The 20,112-nt window shown below is 68.6% G+C and carries 15 protein-coding genes; 8 read left to right on the top strand and 7 right to left on the bottom strand.

Annotated features, from left to right (window positions below; genetic code table 11):
* The first annotated feature begins 742 nt into the window (after positions 1-742).
* Positions 743-1,096 carry a DUF3140 domain-containing protein gene (locus ABEG18_RS12580; RefSeq protein ID WP_406858603.1) on the top strand — a complete coding sequence of 118 codons (354 nt, stop codon included), beginning with the start codon at positions 743-745 and terminating at the stop codon, positions 1,094-1,096.
* Between the two features lie 145 nt (positions 1,097-1,241).
* On the opposite strand, the gene ABEG18_RS12575 is transcribed toward ABEG18_RS12580, so the two are convergent.
* The 3 genes from ABEG18_RS12575 to ABEG18_RS12565 all read right to left on the bottom strand — a co-directional run bounded on the left by ABEG18_RS12575 (position 1,242) and on the right by ABEG18_RS12565 (position 6,336).
* Complete coding sequence (locus ABEG18_RS12575) at positions 1,242-1,415, bottom strand: hypothetical protein (protein ID WP_406858397.1); 174 nt, start codon at positions 1,413-1,415, stop codon at positions 1,242-1,244.
* A 238-nt stretch (positions 1,416-1,653) separates the two neighbouring features.
* Positions 1,654-2,502 (bottom strand): hypothetical protein, encoded by an 849-nt coding sequence (locus ABEG18_RS12570; protein WP_406858396.1) that lies wholly within the window; start codon positions 2,500-2,502, stop codon positions 1,654-1,656.
* A gap of 114 nt (positions 2,503-2,616) precedes the next feature.
* On the bottom strand, positions 2,617-6,336 hold the full coding sequence (locus tag ABEG18_RS12565; protein WP_406858395.1) for a vitamin B12-dependent ribonucleotide reductase: 3,720 nt from the start codon (positions 6,334-6,336) through the stop codon (positions 2,617-2,619).
* 735 nt (positions 6,337-7,071) lie between these two features.
* Between ABEG18_RS12565 and ABEG18_RS12560 the strand changes: the two genes are divergently transcribed.
* The 4 genes from ABEG18_RS12560 to ABEG18_RS12545 all read left to right on the top strand — a co-directional run bounded on the left by ABEG18_RS12560 (position 7,072) and on the right by ABEG18_RS12545 (position 10,540).
* On the top strand, positions 7,072-7,527 hold the full coding sequence (locus ABEG18_RS12560; protein WP_406858394.1) for an NADH:ubiquinone oxidoreductase subunit NDUFA12: 456 nt from the start codon (positions 7,072-7,074) through the stop codon (positions 7,525-7,527).
* Between the two features lie 96 nt (positions 7,528-7,623).
* The gene (locus ABEG18_RS12555) at positions 7,624-8,091 is read left to right on the top strand and encodes an OsmC family protein (RefSeq protein WP_406858393.1); all 468 of its coding nucleotides are present in this window, start codon (positions 7,624-7,626) and stop codon (positions 8,089-8,091) included.
* 51 nt (positions 8,092-8,142) lie between these two features.
* A complete protein-coding gene (locus ABEG18_RS12550; RefSeq protein WP_406858392.1) occupies positions 8,143-9,702 on the top strand; it encodes a hypothetical protein in 1,560 nt (519 codons plus the stop codon).
* 115 nt (positions 9,703-9,817) lie between these two features.
* Positions 9,818-10,540, top strand: a complete 723-nt coding sequence (locus ABEG18_RS12545; RefSeq protein ID WP_406858391.1) for a DUF2155 domain-containing protein — start codon at positions 9,818-9,820, stop codon at positions 10,538-10,540.
* A gap of 84 nt (positions 10,541-10,624) precedes the next feature.
* On the opposite strand, the gene mdoH is transcribed toward ABEG18_RS12545, so the two are convergent.
* The 3 genes from mdoH to ABEG18_RS12530 all read right to left on the bottom strand — a co-directional run bounded on the left by mdoH (position 10,625) and on the right by ABEG18_RS12530 (position 15,245).
* Positions 10,625-12,865: a glucans biosynthesis glucosyltransferase MdoH gene (gene mdoH / locus ABEG18_RS12540; protein ID WP_406858390.1), complete on the bottom strand. Its 2,241-nt coding sequence runs from the start codon at positions 12,863-12,865 to the stop codon at positions 10,625-10,627.
* Entirely contained in the window at positions 12,841-14,430 is a 1,590-nt protein-coding gene (locus ABEG18_RS12535) for a glucan biosynthesis protein (protein WP_406858389.1), read from the bottom strand. The genes mdoH and ABEG18_RS12535 overlap by 25 nt, the downstream gene beginning before the upstream one ends.
* A 203-nt stretch (positions 14,431-14,633) precedes the next feature.
* Positions 14,634-15,245, bottom strand: a complete 612-nt coding sequence (locus ABEG18_RS12530) for a hypothetical protein (protein ID WP_406858388.1) — start codon at positions 15,243-15,245, stop codon at positions 14,634-14,636.
* 278 nt (positions 15,246-15,523) lie between these two features.
* Between ABEG18_RS12530 and glmU the strand changes: the two genes are divergently transcribed.
* From glmU to ABEG18_RS12515, 3 genes are all read left to right on the top strand, one after another.
* Positions 15,524-16,810: a bifunctional UDP-N-acetylglucosamine diphosphorylase/glucosamine-1-phosphate N-acetyltransferase GlmU gene (glmU, locus tag ABEG18_RS12525; protein WP_406858602.1), complete on the top strand. Its 1,287-nt coding sequence runs from the start codon at positions 15,524-15,526 to the stop codon at positions 16,808-16,810.
* A 166-nt stretch (positions 16,811-16,976) separates the two neighbouring features.
* Complete coding sequence (glmS, locus tag ABEG18_RS12520) at positions 16,977-18,803, top strand: glutamine--fructose-6-phosphate transaminase (isomerizing) (RefSeq protein WP_406858387.1); 1,827 nt, start codon at positions 16,977-16,979, stop codon at positions 18,801-18,803.
* Between the two features lie 89 nt (positions 18,804-18,892).
* Positions 18,893-19,699 carry a DUF502 domain-containing protein gene (locus ABEG18_RS12515; RefSeq protein WP_406858386.1) on the top strand — a complete coding sequence of 269 codons (807 nt, stop codon included), beginning with the start codon at positions 18,893-18,895 and terminating at the stop codon, positions 19,697-19,699.
* A 31-nt stretch (positions 19,700-19,730) separates the two neighbouring features.
* Here ABEG18_RS12515 and ABEG18_RS12510 read toward each other — a convergent pair whose 3' ends face one another.
* A complete protein-coding gene (locus tag ABEG18_RS12510; protein ID WP_406858385.1) occupies positions 19,731-20,081 on the bottom strand; it encodes a hypothetical protein in 351 nt (116 codons plus the stop codon).
* Positions 20,082-20,112: the final 31 nt, after the last annotated feature.

Genomic DNA, 20,112 nt, shown 5'->3' with positions numbered 1-20,112 from the left:
GCCCCTCAAGCGACCTCGCTGCGCTCGGCTGCGTTCTCCCCGTGCCGGGGAGAACGGAACGGCGATAGCTCCGCGGCCTTTCGGCCCGGAGTGTCGGAGGGCGGCGCGGAGCGGCGTCGCTGGGGACCCCACGGCGAGTGGGGTAGGTGGATAGTGAAGCCGGGAGGCCGCCAGGCCCCACCGCTCCGCGCGCAGCGTTGGAGGATGAAAGGAAGATCCCGGGGCGCTTTCAGCCCCTTCGCGTTGTCGCTAGTCGGACCTTGTCTTTCGTCCGCCGCCTCGACCGGGTCGTGAGCCCGGCTTTGACGGCCGCCGCCCCCGATCCACATCCGTCACGCTGCAGACGCCCCTCCGTGGACCGGAGCATGGACAGGGTTATAGGAATTTTATCCGTTTGTCAAGAGCCGTGGCTGCGTATCCCCTCATCCGGCCCTTCGGGCCACCTTCTCCCCGTGCCGGGGAGAAGGGCGTCATCCCCTTCCCGCGCCTGCGGCGCGCCGGGGATGACGGGGTGGGTTTGCGCTCGCTTGCCCTTGGGCTTCGAGACGCTGGGCCTGGCTCCTCAGGATGAGGGGGTGGGTGGGGCGGAACCGTTGGGAAGGGCCGCGGTCGACCCCCTCTCCCCGGGACGGGGAGAGGGTTGGGGTGAGGGGCCGTCGGGTCGGACGCGTGGTCGCAGGGCGGAACGGGGCCGGGGAGGGGGCCGTTGGGCGGCCATCGCCGCAACGCCAGGGAGGTCGCGATGGAGAAGGCGCAGCCTGAGGTCGAGGAGGAGTTTCATCGGGTGGTCAACATGGCCCCGGCCGAGCTGGAGCGCTGGCTCAAGACCGAGCCTTCGCGCGAGGTCGGCTGGGCCGACGGGCGCCCCAAGGCGCAGGCGGGCGGGCCGGAATCGGTCGGCCACCATTCGGGCCGCCGCATCGTGGAGATCCTGCGCACCCGCAAGGCCGACCTCGACGACGACGACCGCGCCCATATGCGCAAGGTGGTGGGCTACGTCCACCGCCACCTCGCCCAGCGCCCCGCCGGCGACGTCTCCGACACGCGCTGGCGCTACTCGCTGATGAACTGGGGCCACGACCCCCTGAAGGACTGACGCCCTCCGGAGAGGCGCAAGGGCCCGGGCTCGGCCTTCTCCCGGGGCAAGAAGGGGTGTGTCACGCCGCTAGGCCGCGGAGGCGGGTCCGGTCGCCGCGGCAGCCTGACGTGGAAATAGCCGGGCTCGCACGCCCGGCTCCGTTTCACTTTTCCTTACGTACGCCTTTGAAAGGCTTTCCATCTTTCTTCCCGTCCATGAAGCGGCCGCTATCTGCGTCCCGCTTCGTCCAAGTCTCGGTCTTTGGGTTGTAAGTCTGCGACCGGTCCTTGACCATGCCGTTGCGATGCCCGTCGCCGGGGGTGCCATTCTTGGCCATGTGCAATGCCCTCAGAAAAGCCAGAAGCGCCCAATACGCCGCGCTTAAGCTAAGGTAGGAATGAACCTTAATACTGTCAAGCTTTAGCACTTTCCATTAATATACATTGTCGCCAGCTACTCCGGCTTGGCATTGACTGGGCGCAGGATCGCGTCAACGGACCACTCATGGTGCGGCCGTCGGAGAGGTTTACCCAATAGATGGGTGGGTGATTGAAATACAGGAGAGGTGGTCATAGTCAACGGTCCGTAGCAGTCTGAAATGTTGTGTCATCGATCTCAGCTAGCCATCTTATAAAGCTAAATCCTGTGCTGATTAGAAGCACGGTTAGACTAAGCCGTGGCTCAGTGGGTTCTTCGGCGCCGGCGGAGTGTCTAAAAAAATGAGCCGCATCAACCCAGTCGCCGAATGACTTCATCATTTTCATCGACGACCTCAGATCGATGTGACCATATTGTCTGCCGAGAACGACTCCTAAAGTGCCCTGCAAGTCGTTGCTAGCCAGCCGAGGTGAGTTTGGAAACATAAGTTTGTAAACTGTCTCGGCCGCTTCAAAAGTAGCCCTAACTGCAAGTTTGTTGCTGGGTGCGATGTTACATAAGAATTCTTGTGACCTTTCAACTTCAGTCCGCACGGAGCGATATCTCTCAGATGATAGCGCGCGTATAGTCGAATCTAGGTTACGATGGAATTCCTCATCGATCTTTCTGCGGACGTTCCCGAGATTATCTAAATCATACGCAAGATGTTCTTCCAAGAATATCCTGCGTATTTCAGAAATCCAGATCGACCGGCGTTGGTCAGTTTTTCCGATAACATCCAATACGGTCGTTACGAGATCGAGAAAATCCCTTAGCTCGCATCCAGCGATAAAGCTGTCGAAAAGATAGGCATACATACCCATGGGGACTGAAACCCCATGTTCCCGCTCTATCGCTTCAGCTATCTCCGTCTGATCAAGTTGGAGCTTACGAAGCAACGCCGAAACCCGGGTGCGCGCGCGTAGACTGTCTGTGCCAAGATGGGGCGGAGTTAAATACAACTTGCTAAAGCGTCCGCCAGCTTGGGGACCCGCATCTGTGATCATTTCTGCTTTCCAGATCAAAAGTTAAGTCAAAAACTTAGAGAGACCTGCCTGCCAAGCTGCAGGCAGGTCCAAAACAATTAGAGCTTATTGTGGAGGTAGGTAGGACGCCCCCCCTCAGCTACACCCCGTCGTCCCGCCACACGTATCGCACTTCAGGCACGTCCCGTTGCGCACGAGCGTGAAGTTGCCGCACTCGCCGCAGGCGTCGCCCTGGTAGCCCTTCATCAGGGCTTCGGCGCGCTTGGAGGGGCCTTGCTCGCGGGGGGCGGGGGGCGCGAAGGCGAGGTTGCCGAGGCCGCCCTCGTCGATGACGCGCTCGACCTCCTGGGCGACGTCCTCCTTCAGGGCCTCCTGCTGCTTCAGGGCCGTGGCGCCCTGGGTGACGTAGCCGCCGGCCGAGGCCGTGGCGGGCGTGCTGCGGGGTTCGGCGGCGCCGCCCTGGATGGCCAGGAGGCTCGTCGACTTGCCGCGGATCAGGCCCTTGGAGACCACCCGCGAGGCGTGGCCGGCCGGGGCGCGTCCCTCGTCCTCGCCCTTGCCGAGCGCGTCGAACACGGTCGCCTCGGGCGGCACATGGGCGAGGTCGTGCCGGCCCAGATAGGAGATGGCGAGCTCGCGGAACACGTAGTCGAGCAGAGAGGTGGCGTTCTTGATGGCGTCGTTGCCCTGCACGAAGCCGGCCGGCTCGAAGCGCGTGAAGGTGAAGGCGTCGACATACTCCTCCAGCGGCACGCCATATTGCAGGCCGAGCGAGATCGCGATGGCGAAGTTGTTCATCAGGCTGCGGAAGGCGGCGCCCTCCTTGTGCATGTCGATGAAGATCTCGCCGAGGCGCCCGTCCTCGTACTCGCCGGTGCGCAGATAGACCTTGTGGCCGCCGACGCTGGCTTTCTGGGTGTAGCCCTTGCGCCGGTCGGGCAGCTTCTCGCGCTCGCGCATGCGCTCGATGCGCTCCACCACCCGCTCGACGATCTTCTCAGAGAGCGCCGCCGCCCGGGCCGAGGCCGGCTGGGCGATGAGGGCCTCCACCTCGTCCTCCTCGTCCTCGTCGGCGATGAGCTGCGAGTTCAGGGGCTGGGAGAGCTTGGAGCCGTCGCGGTAGAGGGCGTTGGCCTTGAGGGCGAGGCGCCAGGACAGCATGTAGGCGTTCTTGCAGTCCTCCACGGTGGCGTCGTTGGCCATGTTGATGGTCTTGGAGATCGCGCCGGAGATGAAGGGCTGCGCCGCCGCCATCATGCGGATGTGGCTCTCCACCGAGAGGTAGCGCTTGCCGATGCGCCCGCACGGGTTGGCGCAGTCGAACACCGGGTAGTGCTCACGCCTGAGATGCGGCGCGCCTTCCAGCGTCATCGCCCCGCAGACATGGATGTTCGCGCCCTCGATCTCACCCTTGGTGAAGCCGAGGAAGGCGAGGAGCTCGAAGGAGGGGTCCGCCAACTTCTCGGCCGGAACCTTGAGGTTTCCCGCCAGGAAGTCCTCCCCGAGCGTCCACTTGTTGAAGACGAACTTGACGTCGAAGGCCGACGCCAGGTTCTTCTCCACCGCCGCGATCTTATCGTCGGTGAAGCCTTTCGCCTTCAGCGTGGTGTGGTTCACACCGGGCGCCTGGGCGAGGGAGGCGTGGCCGACCGCATAGGCCTCGATCTCGGCGATCTGCGCCTCCCCGTAGCCCAGCGTGCGCAGGGCTTCGGGGACGGCCTGGTTGATGATCTTGAAGTAGCCGCCGCCGGCGAGCTTCTTGAACTTCACGAGCGCGAAATCGGGCTCGATGCCGGTCGTGTCGCAGTCCATCACCAGCCCGATCGTGCCGGTGGGGGCGATGACGGTGGACTGCGCGTTGCGGAAGCCGTTCGTCTCGCCGAGCGCCAGGGCGTCGTCCCAGGCCTTGCGGGCGTGGTGGACGAGCCGCCCGTCCGGGCAGGAGGCGTGGTCGAGCGGCACCGGGGCGATGCGCAGCCCCTCATAGCCGGAGGTCTCGCCATGGGCGGCGCGGCGATGGTTGCGGATGACGCGCAGCATGTGCCCCGCATTGTCCTTGTAGCCCGGGAAGGGGCCGAGCTCGCCCGCCATCTCGGCCGAGGTCTTGTAGGCGACGCCGGTCATGATCGCGGTCAGCGCGCCGCAGATGGCGCGGCCCTGGGGGGAGTCGTAGGGGATGCCGGAGGTCATCAGCAGGCCGCCGATATTGGCGTAGCCGAGGCCCAGCGTCCGGTAGCGGTAGCTGAGCTCCGCGATCTCCTTGGACGGAAACTGCGCCATCATGACCGAGATCTCGAGCACGATGGTCCACAGGCGGGTGGCGTGCTCGTAGCTGTCCACGTCGAACAGGCCGTCAGCCTTGCGGAACTGCAGCAGGTTGGCGGAGGCCAGGTTGCAGGCCGTGTCGTCCAGGAACATGTATTCCGAGCACGGGTTGGACGCGCGGATCTCGCCCGAGGCCGGGCAGGTGTGCCAGTCGTTGATGGTGGTGTGGAACTGGATGCCGGGATCCGCCGACGCCCAGGCGGCGTGGCCGATCTTCTCCCACAGCTCGCGCGCCTTCAGCGTCTTGATCGGCTTGCCGGTGATGCGCGCCTTCAGCCGCCAGTCGCCGTCGCTCTCCACCGCGCCGAGGAACTCGTCGGTGACGCGCACGGAGTTGTTGGAGTTCTGGCCCGAGACGGTGAGGTAGGCCTCGCTGTCCCAGTCGGTGTCGTAGGTGTCGAAGGCGATCTCGGTGTAGCCCTGGCGGGCGAACTGGATGACGCGCTTGATGTAGTTGTCCGGGATCATCGACCGGCGGGCGAGCTTGATCTCGCGCTTCAGGGCCGGGTTCTTCTCCGGGTCGAAGCAGGCGTCGTCGGGCCCGTCGCAGTTGACGCAGGCCTTCATGATGGCCTTGAGGTGCTTCTGGCAGAGCTTGGATCCGGTGACGAGGGCGGCGACCTTCTGCTCCTCCTTCACCTTCCAGTCGATATAGGCCTCGATGTCGGGATGGTCGGCGTCGACCACCACCATCTTTGCGGCGCGGCGCGTGGTGCCGCCGGACTTGATGGCCCCGGCGGCGCGGTCGCCGATCTTCAGGAAGCTCATGAGGCCGGAGGAGCGCCCGCCGCCGGCGAGCTTCTCGCCCTCGCCGCGCAGCGCGGAGAAGTTGGAGCCCGTGCCCGAGCCGTATTTGAACAGGCGCGCCTCGCGCACCCACAGATCCATGATGCCGCCCTCGTTGACGAGGTCGTCGGCGACGGACTGGATGAAGCAGGCGTGCGGCTGGGGATGCTCGTAGGCGGACTTGGAGCGCGTCAGCTTGCCGGTCTTGTGGTCGACATAAAAGTGGCCCTGGGCCGGGCCGTCCACGCCATAGGCCCAGTGCAGGCCGGTGTTGAACCACTGCGGCGAGTTCGGGGCCACCATCTGCATGGCCAGCATGTAGCGGTGCTCGTCATAGAACGCCTGCGCGTCCTCCTCGGTGGAGAAGTAGCCGCCCTTCCAGCCCCAATAGGTCCAGCAGCCCGCCAGCCGGTCGAACACCTGCTGGGCGGTCATCTCCGAGCCGGTGCGCTCGGCCTCGGGCAGGGCGGCCAGCGCCGCCTCGTCGGGGACGGAGCGCCACAGCCAGGACGGGACGCTGTTCTCCTCGACCTTCTTCAGGCGGGTGGGGACGCCGGCCTTGCGGAAATATTTCTGGGCCAGCACGTCGGCCGCCACCTGGCTCCACTGGCGCGGAACCTCGATTCCCTCCAGCCGGAACACGATCGAGCCGTCCGGATTGCGGATCTCGCTCGTGGCGGAGCGGAACGGGATCTCCGCGTAGGGCGACTGTCCGGTCTTGGTGTAGCGACGTTCGATCCGCATCGTGGTCCCCTATAGGGCGGACGCGCAAGTCCGCCGAGCCGGTTCAAGGTCCAGCCCCTGGCCATAATCTGTTTGCTGCCCCTGCGGGCCCGGATGGCTCTTCAGGCCTTCCGTCGCCCTCGCGCCGCACCCGCCCCGCGGGAGAAGGAGGCAGGGCGGCGCCAGCCTGCGGCGTCCCTGTCCGGCCCCGCCCGACGCCGCCCGCAAGGGGCCGCGACGGCTGTGCTGCACAGTCATGAAATTAGGGCGGCGCCCCTCCGGACGTCAAGGACTAGTGTGTTCGCGGGTCGGCACGCCCAAGATGTTGTGACATGGGTGTGAAGAGTGGGGAGAATGCAACGGAATTTCGTAAGCCTCGGATTCTTCTACAAGAATCGTTCGAGTTTGAATCGATTCACCATGATCGCGGGAGAGCGGCGTCGTCACGATGGGGGATTACGGCCCGACATGCCCGCGTTCAAGCTTGACTCAGCGGGCGTTTGCGGGATGGAGGCGAAGACGTGGCGAAAGTGAGGCAGGCGCTCGCATGCAACCGGAATCGCCGGCGCGCCGGTTTGGGTTGCAGGCGCTTCGCCTTCGAGCGAATCGGGAATCGCCGCGCCGCGCACGCCTTGGACGCTTGGCGCACTGGACAGGACGGCGTTCGCCCGTATAGTCCGCGCCGAAACGCCTGGGGCCGCCCTGGATGGGCGGAGTCGAGGCCCTCCACAGGCCCGTGATCCACAAAGGCCCGCGATGAAGACCTTCCTGCTGCAATTCTTCACCTGGTGGAGCGGCCAGACGATCGGCACGCGCTTCCACACCTGGCGCTTCGGCGAACTGGTCGGCACGGACGAGTTCGGCAACACCTATTACCAGACGATCGGCGGCAAGGTGGACCCGCAGATCGGCGTCGTGCGCCGCTGGGTCATCTACAAGGACCGCACCGAGGCGACGCTGACCCCGCCGGGCTGGGTGGGCTGGCTGCGCAACACGTCGCCGCTGCCCCCGACCCAGGACGGCTATGCGCCGCGCGAGTGGGAGAAGCCGCACGTCCCCAACATGACCGGCACCCCCTTCGCCTACCGGCCGCAGGGGTCGATCCTGTCCACGGGCGAGCGCCCGGCCGCCACGGGCGACTACGAGGCGTGGTCGCCGACCGGCCAGCCCGTCGGCGCGCGCCCGACCGAGGGCGAGATCTCCCGCGGCTGAGCGCGCCCGCTCCCGTCACCCGCGTCTCCAGCGCCGCCCTTTTCGGGCGGCGTTTTCGCGCGCCCGGCGTTATGGTCGGGGCAGGAGGCGACCGCCATGCGCGAACACCGCTACCGCACGACGACCGTCTGGACCGGCAGCCTCGGCGTCGGCACGACCGACTACCGCAGCTACAGCCGCGAGCATGTGGTTCGGGTGATCGGCAAGCCGGACATCGCCGGATCGTCCGACCCGGCCTTCCGGGGCGATCCGGCCCGGCACAATCCCGAGGACCTGTTCGTGGCGTCGCTCTCGGCTTGCCACATGCTCTGGTACCTGCACCTCGCGGCGGTCTCGGACGTGGTCGTGACCGCCTATGAGGACGACGCGGAGGGCGTCCTCTCCGAGGGGCCGGACGGCGCGGGACGGTTCACCGCCGTGGTGCTGCGCCCCCGGGTGACGATCGCGCCGGAGAGCGACGCCGCGAAGGCGCGCGAGTTGCACGAGCAGGCGCATCGGTTTTGCTTCATCGCCAATTCGGTGAGCTGCCCGGTTTCGTGCGAGCCGGAGATCGCGCAGGCCTGAGTGCATCTATGATTGACAACAATCAATGGTAGAATCCGCCAGAATCATCTGGTGGACGACGCCGTGCAGCCCAGCCCCATTCCGCCACAGGAGCGCCCGCCCGGCCGCCTCGACGTGGAGCGCCTGGTGGCGCTCGCCGATCGCGAGCAGGCGCAGGCCCGCTACCCCATGGCCATCGCCCTCTACCGGCTGGCGCTGGAGGCCGACCCCTATCATCTCGGCGCGGCCTCGCGCCTGGCGCGCGCGCTGTTTTGCGCCGAGCGCTGGTCGGAAGCCTGGCCGGCCTACGAGGTGCGCTTCAGGCTGATGCCCGAGCCGCCCTGCGTCACGCGCCGCGGCGAAGGCGGGCGACGCGAGCCGGTGCGCCGCTGGACGGGAGGCCCCGCGCCGAGGCGCCTGCTGGTGATGGCCGAGCAGGGCCTGGGCGACACCCTGCAATTCTGCCGTTTCCTGCCGCGTCTGGCGCAGGCCGGCGTCAAGGCCAGCCTGGTCGCGCCCGGCGCGCTGCTGCCGCTGCTGGCCAGTCTCGACGCGCCGGTGGAGCTGCGCCCGCTGGAGGCGGCCGGGTCGGTCGCGGGGATCGACGCCTGGGCCACGCTGCTGGACCTGCCGCGCGCGATGGGGCTCGCCCCCGCCGACTACGGCGCGCCCGCGCCCTATCTGCGGGCCGACCCGGCGCGCGTGGCGGCGTGGCGCGACCGCCTGGCCGCCGAACGCGCCCAGGGCGTGACGCTGCTGGTCGGGATCGCCTGGCGGGGCAACCGGTCCGCGCCGGGGGACGCGCGCCGCTCGGCGGCGCTGGAGGACTTCGCCCCGATCGCTGCGATTCCGGGCGCGCGGCTCGTCTGCCTGCAGAAGGACGCGGAGCCGGGGGAGATCGCCGGATGCTCCTTTGCGTCGTCGATCTTTCATCCCGGGCCGGACTTCGACGCCGGGGAGGGCGCCTTTTCGGACACGGCCGCCATCATGGCCAGCCTCGACCGCATCGTGTGCGTCGACACGGCCGTGGCGCATCTGGCGGGGGCGCTCGGCCGGCCCGCCGACCTCCTGCTCCAGCCTGACTGGGCCGACTGGCGATGGCTGGGCCGGGCGCTGGACACGATCTGGTACCCGACCCTGCGGCTGCGCCGGCGCGCCCGGGGCGAGACGTTCGCCGACGCCGTCGCGCAGGCGGCGGTCGACCTCGCCGGGGGCGCGGGGCCGGGCGCCGGGCAGGGCTCCGTCGCCGGCGTCGCGCTGACGGCGCCGCTCTCGGCCGGCGAGCTGCTGGACCGGATCTCGATCCTCGACCTCAAGGCCGAGCGCATCCTGGACGCCGCCAAGCGGGCCCATGTGCGCGCCGAGCGGTCGCAGCTGCGGGCGGTGAGGGACGCGGCCGGGCTCCCGGGGCGGGCGCTGGAGCCGCTCGCGGAGGAGCTGCGGCGCGTGAACGGCGAGCTCTGGGACGTGGAGGACCGGCTGAGGGCGTGCGAGGCGGGCGGCGACTTCGGCCCGCGCTTCGTGGCGTTGGCGCGGTCGGTCTATCACGTCAACGACAGGCGGGCGGCGCTGAAGCGCGAGATCAGCCGGCGGGCCGGCTCGCCGATCCTGGAGGAGAAGTCCTACGGGTGAAGGCGTCAGGCGCTCCGGCGCGCCCGCCCTTTCTCCGCCCTCTTTGCCATGTTAATCACCCGGCCCGGATGACGACCGCGGCGCCGAGTCGCGGCGCGACAACGAACGCGTGCTGATGCTCTTGCTCCGAAACGCTTCACCCGCCCGCGGGTCCCATTCCGTAGCGGCCCGCGCGGCCTGCGCGCTCGTGGCGGCCTGCGCCGTGGCGGCCGGGCCAGGCCCGGCCCGCGCCGACAAGATCAAGAACCCGACCGCGATCTTCGCCGGGCTCGACAAAATCACGGGCCGAATCATTTCCTTCGAGGCGGCCGTTGACGAAACGGTTCAATTCGGCGCGCTGCAGATCACGCCCCGCGTCTGCTATACGCGCCCGGCCACCGAGCCGCAGAACACGACGGCCTTCATCGAGGTGGACGAGGTCACGTTCAGCAACGAGGCGCGCCGGATCTTCGGCGGCTGGATCTTCGCCTCCAGCCCGGGGCTGCACGGCATCGAGCACCCGATCTACGACGTGTGGCTGACCACCTGCAAAGGCGGCAAGGACGTGATCCCGGACCCGGTGGATCCGGACAAGTTCGATCCGCTCAAGCCGACGCAGCCCGATCCGAAGGTGTCGCAGCAGCGCCGTCAGTCGCCGCCGGCGGGCGTCACCGCCTCCGCGCCGAGGACGCAGCCGGGCGCTCCCTCCGGCGCCGTGCCGCCCGCGCCGGTGGCCGGCGGGCAGATCGGCGTCGCCGCCCCGCAGGGCGTGCCGGTGGCCCCGCGCCAGCCCACGCAGCGGTTCTTCCCGACGAACCAGCGGACGCTGATGGAACGCGACGGCGGCGGAAACCGCTGAGCGGCTTTGTCCTGATGTGAGCGGGGCAGGCCGGACCGTCGGATCGCTCCGCCTGCATTAGTTCGCCTGAATCCCTTCGGCCGATCACTCCGCTGCGACCGCGCCCTCCGCCACGGCGTCCTGCCGGGCCGGGAGCCCGGAGAGCAGGCCCAGCAGCGCCCGGTCGTGCAGCACGACCATGGCCTCCTTGGGATGCAGCCACTCCAGCGCGTCCTCGATCGATTCGGCGTCCAGGAGCTTGGCCTCCGCGACCGCGCGCTCGCGGTCGATCTCGCCGCGCTTGCGGCGGGGGGCGGAGGGCAGCATCGTCTCATGGCGCGAGCGGAACACCGGATCGTCGTGCACGGCGCGCACGGCGGAGGCCTCGTCGATCCCGGAGGCGGCGAGCTCGGCCATCAGGGCGTTGGCGCGCGTCGCGATCGGCGGAGGCGAGCTCTCTTCGGGGGTCAGCAGGAGGCCCGCGCCCTTCAGCGCCAGGCCCATGGACAGCATGCCGGAGGCGGCCGAGATCGGGATCGCCAGCACCAGGCCGAGGATGGTGGGCGACATCCAGCCGAACAGGGACGGGGCGATCATGAAGGCGGACACGCCGGTGACGACGCCCAGCAGCATCTGCAGACGGTGGCGCCGCACGATGTCGCGGAACGGGATCGAGCCGTCGTCGCGCCGCTGCGGGTTCCAGCCCGTGTCGCGCCCGGCGATGATCTGGAACACCGCGCCCGACTGGATGACCATCAGGATCGGCGCCAGCAGGGCCGACATGATCACCTCGATCAGGGCCGAGACGACCAGCCGGAAGCCGCCGCCGCTGGCCCGCCGGATGGACCCGCGCACCAGCGCCAGGATCAGCCCGAACAGCTTGGGCGCCAGCAGGATCGCCATGGTGATGCCGAAGAGCTGCAGCGCGCGCTCGGCGTCGAAGCGGGGCCAGGCCGGGAAGAGCGAGAACTCCTTGGTGAAATATTCCGGCCGCACATAGCGCGTCTGCAGCACCAGCACGATGCCGACCATGAGCTGCATCAGCCAGAGCGGCGAGGCGAGATACGAGAAGATCCCGGTCGCGAAATGCTGGCGCGTCGGCCAGGTGAGCCCGGCGGCGCCGATCACGCGCGAGTGCTGCAGGTTGCCCTGGCACCAGCGCCGGTCGCGCGTGGCGAGGTCGATCAGCGACGGGGGGCTCTCCTCGTAGCTGCCGTCCAGCTCGGGCAGCATGTAGACGGTCCAGCCGGCGCGGCGGATCAGCGCCGCCTCGACGAAGTCATGGCTGAGGATGTGGCCGCCGAAGGGCGGCTTGCCGGAGAGGTGCGGCAACCCGCAGTGATCCGCGAAGGCCTTCGTGCGGATGATGGCGTTGTGGCCCCAGTAATTGCCCTCGCGGCCCGACCACACGGCGAGGCCGGTGGCGATCACCGGGCCATAGATCTTGGCCGCGAATTGCTGCAGGCGGGCGAACAGCGTGTTGCGGTTGATGATCAGCGGCAGCGACTGGATGATGCCGGCGTCCGGATCGGCCTCCATGGCGGCGGCCAGGCGGGTGATGCAGGCGCCCGTCATCAGGCTGTCGGCGTCCAGCACCAGCATGTGCTCATAGGCGCCGCCCCAGCGGGTGACGAAGTCTTCGATGTTGCCGGCCTTGCGGCCGACATTCTTCTGCCGGTGGCGGTAGTAGAACCGCGCCTGCGGGCCCAGGCGCTCGCGCAGCGCCCAGAAGGCGCGCTCCTCGGCGATCCAGGCGTCCGGCTGGGTGCTGTCGGACAGGATGAAGAAGTCGAAATGCTGGATGAGGCCGGTGGCGGCGATCTCCTCGTACATCGCCTGGAGCGAGGCGAAGACGCGGGCCGTGGCCTCATTGTAGACCGGCATCACCACTACGGTCCGGGCCTTGAGGCTGGTCGGAACGGGCGGCGGCCGGCGGCCGCGCAGCAGCGCCAGGAAGCCCACGATGGCGCTGGTGAAGGCCAGGGCGATCCAGGAGAAGTTGACCGTGAACAGGGCGACGAGCGCCCACTGCAGCGCCGTGACGCCGGAGACCGAGACGACCCGGTACATCTCCATCGCGCCCCAGGCCGTCAGGCCGATGGACGCCGCGAAGACGAAGATGCGGGCCAGCCAGGGCCTGGGGCGCCGCACGACCGGCTTGCGCACGTCCTTGCGCGACCAGACCTTCAGCGACTGGACCGGCATCGCCAACGGCGTCTCGGGCGGCAGCGGGGGCAGGGGTGCGGACAGGGTCGCGCCGACGGGCGCGGGCTGCGCCTCGAGGTCTCGGGCGCCGTGCTCTCGCGAGGTTTTAGCGGCGTCTAGGGTGTCCAACGATACAGCCATGTCTCGCTCAGCGCCTTGCCGCCTGCCTCCAGCACGAGGCGCAGCTCGCACGCGGTCTCGTTTCCGGGCTCCAGCTCGAAACCCACTCGGTAAAGCTTGCGTTCCGGGTAGGGCCAGAGCCTCAGATTGGACACCGTCCCGGTCGCCGAGGACAGCGTCGCCTTGAGCTCCAGCACGGTCTGCGTCTGCTTGAGCATTTCGCCGGTGAAGTCCACCGCGAAACGCCGCGCCGTCGCCGTCCGCCCCTTGCCGACCCGCGTCGCCGTCACGATCGCCAGTTGCGTCCGCTCCGGGGGCTGCCAGCACCAGAACTGCCGGTAGGCGACGGAGACGTCCCCGCCCGGCTGAAGCGGCTGTTTGGGCCGCCAGTATGTCAGAACGTTGTCGTTGATCTCCGATTCGGTCGGAATCTCGATCAGCTGCACCAGTCCGGGCGACCAGTCGCCGATCGGCTCGATCCACAGGCTCGGGCGACGCTCGAAGTTCTGGTCGTCGTCCTGGAAGGCGTTGCTGTCGCGGTCGCGCTGGATGAGGCCGAAGCCCTTCGGCGCCGGGTCGACGAAGGCGGAGATCTGGAGCGTTTCGGGATTGGACAGCGGGCGCCAGACCCACTCGTCATTGCCGTTGTGGATCTGCAGGCCGCCGCTCTCATAGACGGCGGGCCGCACGTCGTCGACGTTGCGCCGGTCGTTCGACCCGAACAGATAGGTCGACGTCATGCCGGCCACGCCCCAGTTCTCGACCGGCGCGCGGGGGAAGAGGGTAAGTTCGGTGTCGATGATCGAGACGTCGCCGGTGCGCAGCGTGAAGCGGTAGGCCCCGGCGACGCTCTCTGAATCCAGCAAGGCGTGGATGACGAGGTTGTCGGTGCGCACGGCCGGCTGCTCGATCCAGAAGGCCCGGAACAGCGGGAACTCCTCGCCCTTGGGGTCGCCGGCCTTCAGCGTGAGGCCGCGCGCCATGACGCCGAGGTTCTGGCCGCGCGCGGAGGACCGGAAGAAGGTCGCTCCCTGGAAGATCGCCACCTCCCGCTGGCGGCCGTTCTGTCCGTCGCCGAACACGCGGAACCCGGAAAAGCCGAGATCCGGCAATGTCGCGGGCACGTTCAGCTTGCCGTAGTCGAAGCGGCTGCGGTCGTAGATGACGCGGCGCACCGCGCCGTCCTCGACGATGAAGAGCGAGACCGCGTTCTGGAAGGCGAAGCCGCGGTGGAGGGGCTCCACCGTGAAGCCGCGGCCCTCCATGTTCCACAGCGTGGCGCTGGGCTGGGCGCGGATGCCGATATACTGCTCGTAATTAAGGTTGGCGAAGGGGTCCGGCAGGTCGCTGGGCGGCGGCGTGTAGGCGCGCTTCGACAGCAGCCTCGCCAGGTCGACCAAGGTGGTCGGGCTGAAGCGCTGGCCCTCGCCCAGCGTGCTCTGCAGCGCCTGCGCGGCGAAGTTCTGCGCCTGGGCGGGCCCGGCGGCCGCCATGAGGCCTGCGCCGACGCCGAGCGTCAGGACGGAGCGCCTGTCGAAAGGGCGCGCGGCCTTCGCGGGGGAGGTCGGAGGATTTTCGCTCGACATCGACGACAGAAACCCAATTAGCCTTTGGCGACGACGGCGCATGGTGCTGGGCTGCGCCGCGCCCGTCGATCGGGCGCGCTTCTAGCACACTATAGAGGCAGGGCGATCCGTTTCGAAGATGGCGTGAAGGCGGAGCGTCATGCGATCAAAACATGACGGGCCGCCGCAAGACCATCGAAATGTGACGATCGGCGGCGCGCCGGTCACGTTCCCGGCGAGAGGCGGGCTCCGTCGGCCCGCGCCACTTCGCAACTTGCGCCCTTGGCGCGCCAGCGGCCGCAGAACTCGGCGGCCTTGCCGGCGTTCGCGAAGGGGCCGAGCGTGAGGATCTGCCGCTGCGGGGCGTTCGGCGAGGGCCGCACCGAAGCGGCCAGCGAGCCGATCTCCTCCGCGTAGGCCTGCTGGAGGAACCGCCACCGGCCCCACAGTGTCGCGGCCGCGGTGCTCTCTCCGAGCGCGATGGTGAAGGTTTCCGTCGTGACGTCCTGCAGGGGCTCGGCCGAGGCGGCGGGCGTCGGCGCCGGCTGGGGCGCCAGCGAGCCGGTCGCGACCACGTCGGGACGCGGCGAGGGCGCGGCGAGGTCGGCCGCGGACGCCTGCCGCATGGGCGCCGGCTCGGTCCTGGCGGCGGGCCACAGGCAGGGCGCGCCCAAGAGGATCGCCGAGACGGCGACGCCGGCCCAGGCGGCGGCCGACGCGGCGGCGGCGCGCTCGACAGGCGCCGTCGGCGGGACCGGAGCCGCAGCGCCGCCCGCAAGGGGAACCGCGGGTGCCGCCTCGGCGAAGGTGGGCTCGATACGCAACGGTTGAAGCATCGAAGGACCAGTGTGTCCGGACGGGAGTGGTGCGCCTCGCCGGCATGTGCGATTCATTGCGACTCTAGGTCGTCATCGTAAATGAAATCCCACCAGCCGATCCGGACCCTCCCATGAGCGACATCACCATCCCCCCTGGCGCCGCCGCGGCCTCGACGACGGACGGGCGACCGAGCCCCGATCACGAGACGGCCGGCGCGCTGCAGGACGAGCTGCTGGGCCCGGCGGTCACGCGGCGCGGCCTCGCCGTCATCCTGGCGGCGGGCGAGGGGACGCGGATGAAGTCGTCCCGGCCCAAGGTGCTGCACGCGGTGGCCGGGCTGAGCCTGCTCGGGCACGTGATCGCGGCCGTGCGGGCGGCCGACATGGACGCCATCGCGGTCGTGGTCGGCCCGGGGCGCGAGGACGTGGCCGCGGAGGCGCGTCGCCTCGCGCCGTCCGCCCGGATCTTCGTGCAGGCGGAGCGGCTCGGCACGGCCCACGCCGTGCTGGCCGCCCGGGAGGCGATCGCCGACGGCTTCGACGACGTGGTGGCGCTCTTCGCAGACACGCCGCTGGTGCGCCCCGAGACCATCCGGCGGCTGCGCAACGCGATCGGGGAGGGCGCGTCCGTGGCGGCGCTCGGCTTCGAGGCGCAGGATCCGACCGGCTACGGACGCTTGCTCATTGAGGAAGGGTCGCTGCTGGCCATCCGCGAGCACAAGGACGCCACCGAGGAGGAGAGGGCCGTCCGGCTGTGCAACGCCGGCCTGATGGCGCTCGACGGGCGCCACGCGCTCGAGCTCCTGGACTCCGTGGGCGCCGACAACGCCCAGAAGGAGTATTACCTGCCCGATGTGGTGGGGGCGGCGCGCGAGAGGGGCTACTCCACCCAGGCGCTCATCGCCGGTGAGGACGAGGTGCGCGGCGTCAACGACCGCGTCCAGCTCGCCACCGCGGAGGCCCTGATGCAGGGCCGGCTGCGCGAGGCGGCGATGCGATCGGGCGTGACGATGATCGCGCCCGAGACGGTGTTCCTCAGCCACGACACGAGCTTCGGGGCCGACACGGTGCTGGAGCCGAACCAGTGGTTCGGCCTCGGCGTCGAGATCGGGGCCAACGTCGTCATCCACGCCAACTGTCATATCGAGAAGGCGAAGGTCGGCGACCATGCGGAGATCGGCCCCTTCGCGCGGCTGCGGCCGGGCGCGGAGCTCGGCGCGAAGACCAAGGTGGGCAATTACGTCGAGGTGAAGAACGCGCGGCTCGGCCAGGGCGCGAAGGTCAACCATCTCAGCTATGTCGGCGACGCGGAGGTCGGGGCCGGGGCCAATATCGGGGCCGGGACGATCACCTGCAATTACGACGGCTTCCACAAGGCGAGGACCGTGATCGGCGAGAAGGCCTTCATCGGATCCAACTCCGCCCTGGTCGCGCCGGTGACGGTCGGCGCCGGCGCCTTCGTGGGCTCGGGCTCGGTGATCACCGACGACGTGCCGGAGGACGCGCTGGCGCTGGGCCGCGGCAGGCAGGTGGTCAAGGCGGGCTGGGGCAAGGCATTCCGGGACGCCAACAAGAAGAATTGACGATAAATGCACGTTATGCGCGCGTGCTGATGAAGGACGCGCGCAGATCGACCTTCGATCTGTTACTCTTGGTCATCCAAAGTGATTTCGCGCGGTCACAAGCGCGATCTAATAAGCACTGAACGGGGCGCTCGCTCGTTGCGGACCAGGCTCTGGAGACCAAATCATGTGCGGGATCGTCGGCATCCTGGGAACGACACCGGTCGCATCGCTGATCGTGGACGGGCTGAAGCGCCTCGAATATCGGGGCTATGATTCAGCGGGCGTCGCCACCCTCGAACGCGGGCGGCTGGATCGCCGGCGGGCGGAAGGCAAGCTGCGCAACCTCGAGGCGCGCCTGCGCGAGCAGCCGCTGGACGGCCTGATCGGCATCGGCCACACGCGGTGGGCCACCCATGGACGGCCGAGCGAGCGCAACGCGCATCCGCACGCCACCGACAAGCTCGCCGTGGTTCACAACGGGATCATCGAGAACTTCCGCGAATTGCGCGAGTCGCTCCAGGCCGACGGGCTGCGCTTCGAATCGGAGACGGACACCGAGGTGGTGGCGCAATACGTCACCCGCGAAATGCGGCGCACCAACGATCCGGTGGCGGCCGTCGCGGCGTCGCTGGCCCAGTTCCGCGGCGCCTTCGCGCTCGCCTTCCTGTTCGACGGCGAGGAAGACCTGATGATCGGCGCCCGGCGCGGCGCGCCGCTGGCCGTGGGCTGGGGCGAGGGGGAGATGTATCTGGGCTCCGACGCCCTGGCGCTCGCGCCCTTCACCGACACGATCACCTATCTGGAGGACGGCGACTGGGTCGTGCTGCGCCATGGCGGCGCCGAGTTCCGGGACCAGAACAACGCCGTCGTCCAGCGCCCGAAGCAGAAGACCAGCGCCGGCGCGTTCCTCGTCGACAAGGGCGCCCACCGCCACTTCATGGCCAAGGAGATCCACGAGCAGCCGGAGGTCGTGGGCCGCACGCTCGCCCACTATATCGACATGGCGACCGGCCGCGTGCGCCTGCCCTTCGAGGTTCCGTTCGACTGGTCGGACCTCGACCGGCTGACGGTCTCGGCCTGCGGCACGGCCTATATCGCCGGGCTGGTGGCGAAGTACTGGTTCGAGCGATTCGCGCGGCTGCCGGTGGAGATCGACGTCGCGTCGGAGTTCCGCTACCGGGAGGCGCCGCTGCCCCGCAAGGGCCTGGCGCTGTTCATCTCCCAGTCGGGCGAGACCGCCGACACCCTGGCGGGGCTGCGCTACGCCAAGGAGAACGGCCAGAAGATCCTCTCCGTCGTCAACGTGCCCACCTCCTCGATCGCCCGCGAGAGCGACGTGGTCGCCCCGACGCTGGCCGGTCCGGAGATCGGCGTGGCGTCCACCAAGGCCTTCACCTGCCAGCTCACCGTGCTGGCGTGCCTGGCCGTGGCGGCCGGGCTCGCGCGCGGGACCCTGTCGGAGAGCGAGGGGCTGCGCCTCGTGACCGAGCTCATCGCCGTCCCGGGCCTGATGGCTGAGACGCTGAAGCACGAGCATGAGGTCGAGCAGGTGGCGCGCGACCTCTCCAAGGTCAGCGACGTGCTCTATCTCGGCCGCGGCTCCAGCTTCCCGATGGCGCTGGAAGGCGCGCTGAAGCTGAAGGAGATCTCCTACATCCACGCCGAGGCCTATGCGGCGGGCGAGCTCAAGCACGGGCCCATCGCGCTGATCGACGAAACCATGCCGGTGATCGTCATCGCGCCGCGCGACGCGCTCTATGAGAAGACGGTCTCCAACATGCAGGAGGTCGCGGCGCGCGGCGGTCGCATCGTGCTCATTTCGGACGCGCATGCGGCGGCCGAGTCGGGGCTGGACGGGCTGGAGAACGTGGTGATGCCGCCGATGGGAGCCGACTTCGCGCCCATCGTCTATGCGGTGCCGATTCAGCTCCTGGCCTACTGGGCGGCCGTGGCGCTGGGCAAGGACGTCGACCAGCCGCGCAATCTGGCAAAATCGGTCACCGTCGAATAAACCTGTTCGTCGGAGCGCGTCGCGGAACGCCTCTCGCACGCATGGCCCCGCCGGCGTGCGCCGCATTGTCCGTCGAGGGGTTCTGACGCATGACCATCGAGCCGGTAGAGGCCCCGCAGGCTGGTCTGGCGGCGACTCCGTTCATCGCCCCGGTTCCCCCGCCGAAGCGGTCGGCGGGGCATCGGCTGCGGGCCTATTTCCTGACCGGCGTCGTCGTGGCGGGTCCGCTGGCGATCACCGCCTACATCACATGGTGGGTGGTCAATCTGGTCGACGGCTGGGTGAAGCCCTTCATCCCGGCTCCCTATCTGCCGGAGACCTACCTGCAATACCCGATCCCCGGCTTCGGGATGATCGTCGCCTTTTTCGGCCTGACGGTGCTGGGCTTCCTGACGGCCAACCTCGTCGGCCGCTCGCTGCTGGACTTCGGCGAGACCCTGCTCGGGCGCATGCCGGTCGTGCGCGGGCTCTACAAGAGCGTGAAGCAGATCTTCGAGACGGTGTTCTCGCAGTCGGGCACGTCGTTCCGCACGGTGGGGCTGGTGCAGTTTCCGGCCAAGGACATGTGGTCGATCGTGTTCCTGTCCACCCCGCCGCAGGGCGAGCTGCAGGAGCGCATGCCGGGCCAGCATGAATATGTCGCCGTGTTCATGCCCTGCACGCCGAACCCGACAACCGGGTTCTTCTTCTATCTGCCGCGCCACGAGGTGATCGAACTGTCGATCTCCGTCGACGAGGGCGCGAAGCTGATCATGTCGGCGGGGCTGATCCAGCCCGACGGCCAGCGCCGGCTCGCCAAGCTGGCCGAGCAGGCCCGGCAGCGGGACGAGGCCATGCGGCTCGTGCCCGCGGAAGAGGAGGGCGCCGTCGCGTCCAAGGCGGAGGCGGCCGAGTAGGCCCGGTCCCCGCCTGCGGCCGCGCCCCCGGTCAGATCGGGCGCTTCAGCTTGCAGGCGTCGATGTTGGCCAGCGCCTTGTTGCGCGTCGTATCGTCGAAATAGCTCTTCTGGCGGAAGTTCTCGAACTCAACCTTGGTCATGCCGTCGACGGTCTTGGTCGAGTAGCAGCTGCAGGGCGTGTGGACGGCCTCGCGGGTCGTGCCCATGAGCCTCGACTGGCTGATCAGGCAGCGATCGAACACCCACAGCTTCGCCTCATAGCGGTTCATGCTCCTGGTGGCGGGATCGGGCTGCGGCTCAGAGAAATTCGACGAGGACCCGCCCGCCATGGCGGAGGACGCGACCAGGGAGAAGGCGAGAGCGAGGCGAGCGACGAGCATGAACGAGAATCCCTGTGCGAGGTTTGTCTCT

It is taken from the genome of Alsobacter sp. KACC 23698, from assembly GCF_045348435.1.
Classification (GTDB): domain Bacteria; phylum Pseudomonadota; class Alphaproteobacteria; order Rhizobiales; family Beijerinckiaceae; genus Alsobacter.
This window is presented reverse-complemented; position numbering and strand designations above follow the sequence as displayed.

Bases quoted from the DNA above. Each gene is read 5' to 3' on its own strand.
- glmU (WP_406858602.1), top strand. From the start codon at position 15,524: ATGAAGTCGTCCCGGCCCAAGGTGCTGCACGCGGTGGCCGGGCTGAGC.
- ABEG18_RS12535 (WP_406858389.1), bottom strand. From the start codon at position 14,430: ATGTCGAGCGAAAATCCTCCGACCTCCCCCGCGAAGGCCGCGCGCCCT.
- ABEG18_RS12565 (WP_406858395.1), bottom strand. From the start codon at position 6,336: ATGCGGATCGAACGTCGCTACACCAAGACCGGACAGTCGCCCTACGCG.
- ABEG18_RS12515 (WP_406858386.1), top strand. From the start codon at position 18,893: ATGACCATCGAGCCGGTAGAGGCCCCGCAGGCTGGTCTGGCGGCGACT.
- ABEG18_RS12580 (WP_406858603.1), top strand. From the start codon at position 743: ATGGAGAAGGCGCAGCCTGAGGTCGAGGAGGAGTTTCATCGGGTGGTC.
- mdoH (WP_406858390.1), bottom strand. From the start codon at position 12,865: ATGGCTGTATCGTTGGACACCCTAGACGCCGCTAAAACCTCGCGAGAG.
- ABEG18_RS12575 (WP_406858397.1), bottom strand. From the start codon at position 1,415: ATGGCCAAGAATGGCACCCCCGGCGACGGGCATCGCAACGGCATGGTC.
- glmS (WP_406858387.1), top strand. From the start codon at position 16,977: ATGTGCGGGATCGTCGGCATCCTGGGAACGACACCGGTCGCATCGCTG.
- ABEG18_RS12510 (WP_406858385.1), bottom strand. From the start codon at position 20,081: ATGCTCGTCGCTCGCCTCGCTCTCGCCTTCTCCCTGGTCGCGTCCTCC.
- ABEG18_RS12560 (WP_406858394.1), top strand. From the start codon at position 7,072: ATGAAGACCTTCCTGCTGCAATTCTTCACCTGGTGGAGCGGCCAGACG.
- ABEG18_RS12555 (WP_406858393.1), top strand. From the start codon at position 7,624: ATGCGCGAACACCGCTACCGCACGACGACCGTCTGGACCGGCAGCCTC.
- ABEG18_RS12545 (WP_406858391.1), top strand. From the start codon at position 9,818: ATGCTCTTGCTCCGAAACGCTTCACCCGCCCGCGGGTCCCATTCCGTA.
- ABEG18_RS12530 (WP_406858388.1), bottom strand. From the start codon at position 15,245: ATGCTTCAACCGTTGCGTATCGAGCCCACCTTCGCCGAGGCGGCACCC.
- ABEG18_RS12570 (WP_406858396.1), bottom strand. From the start codon at position 2,502: ATGATCACAGATGCGGGTCCCCAAGCTGGCGGACGCTTTAGCAAGTTG.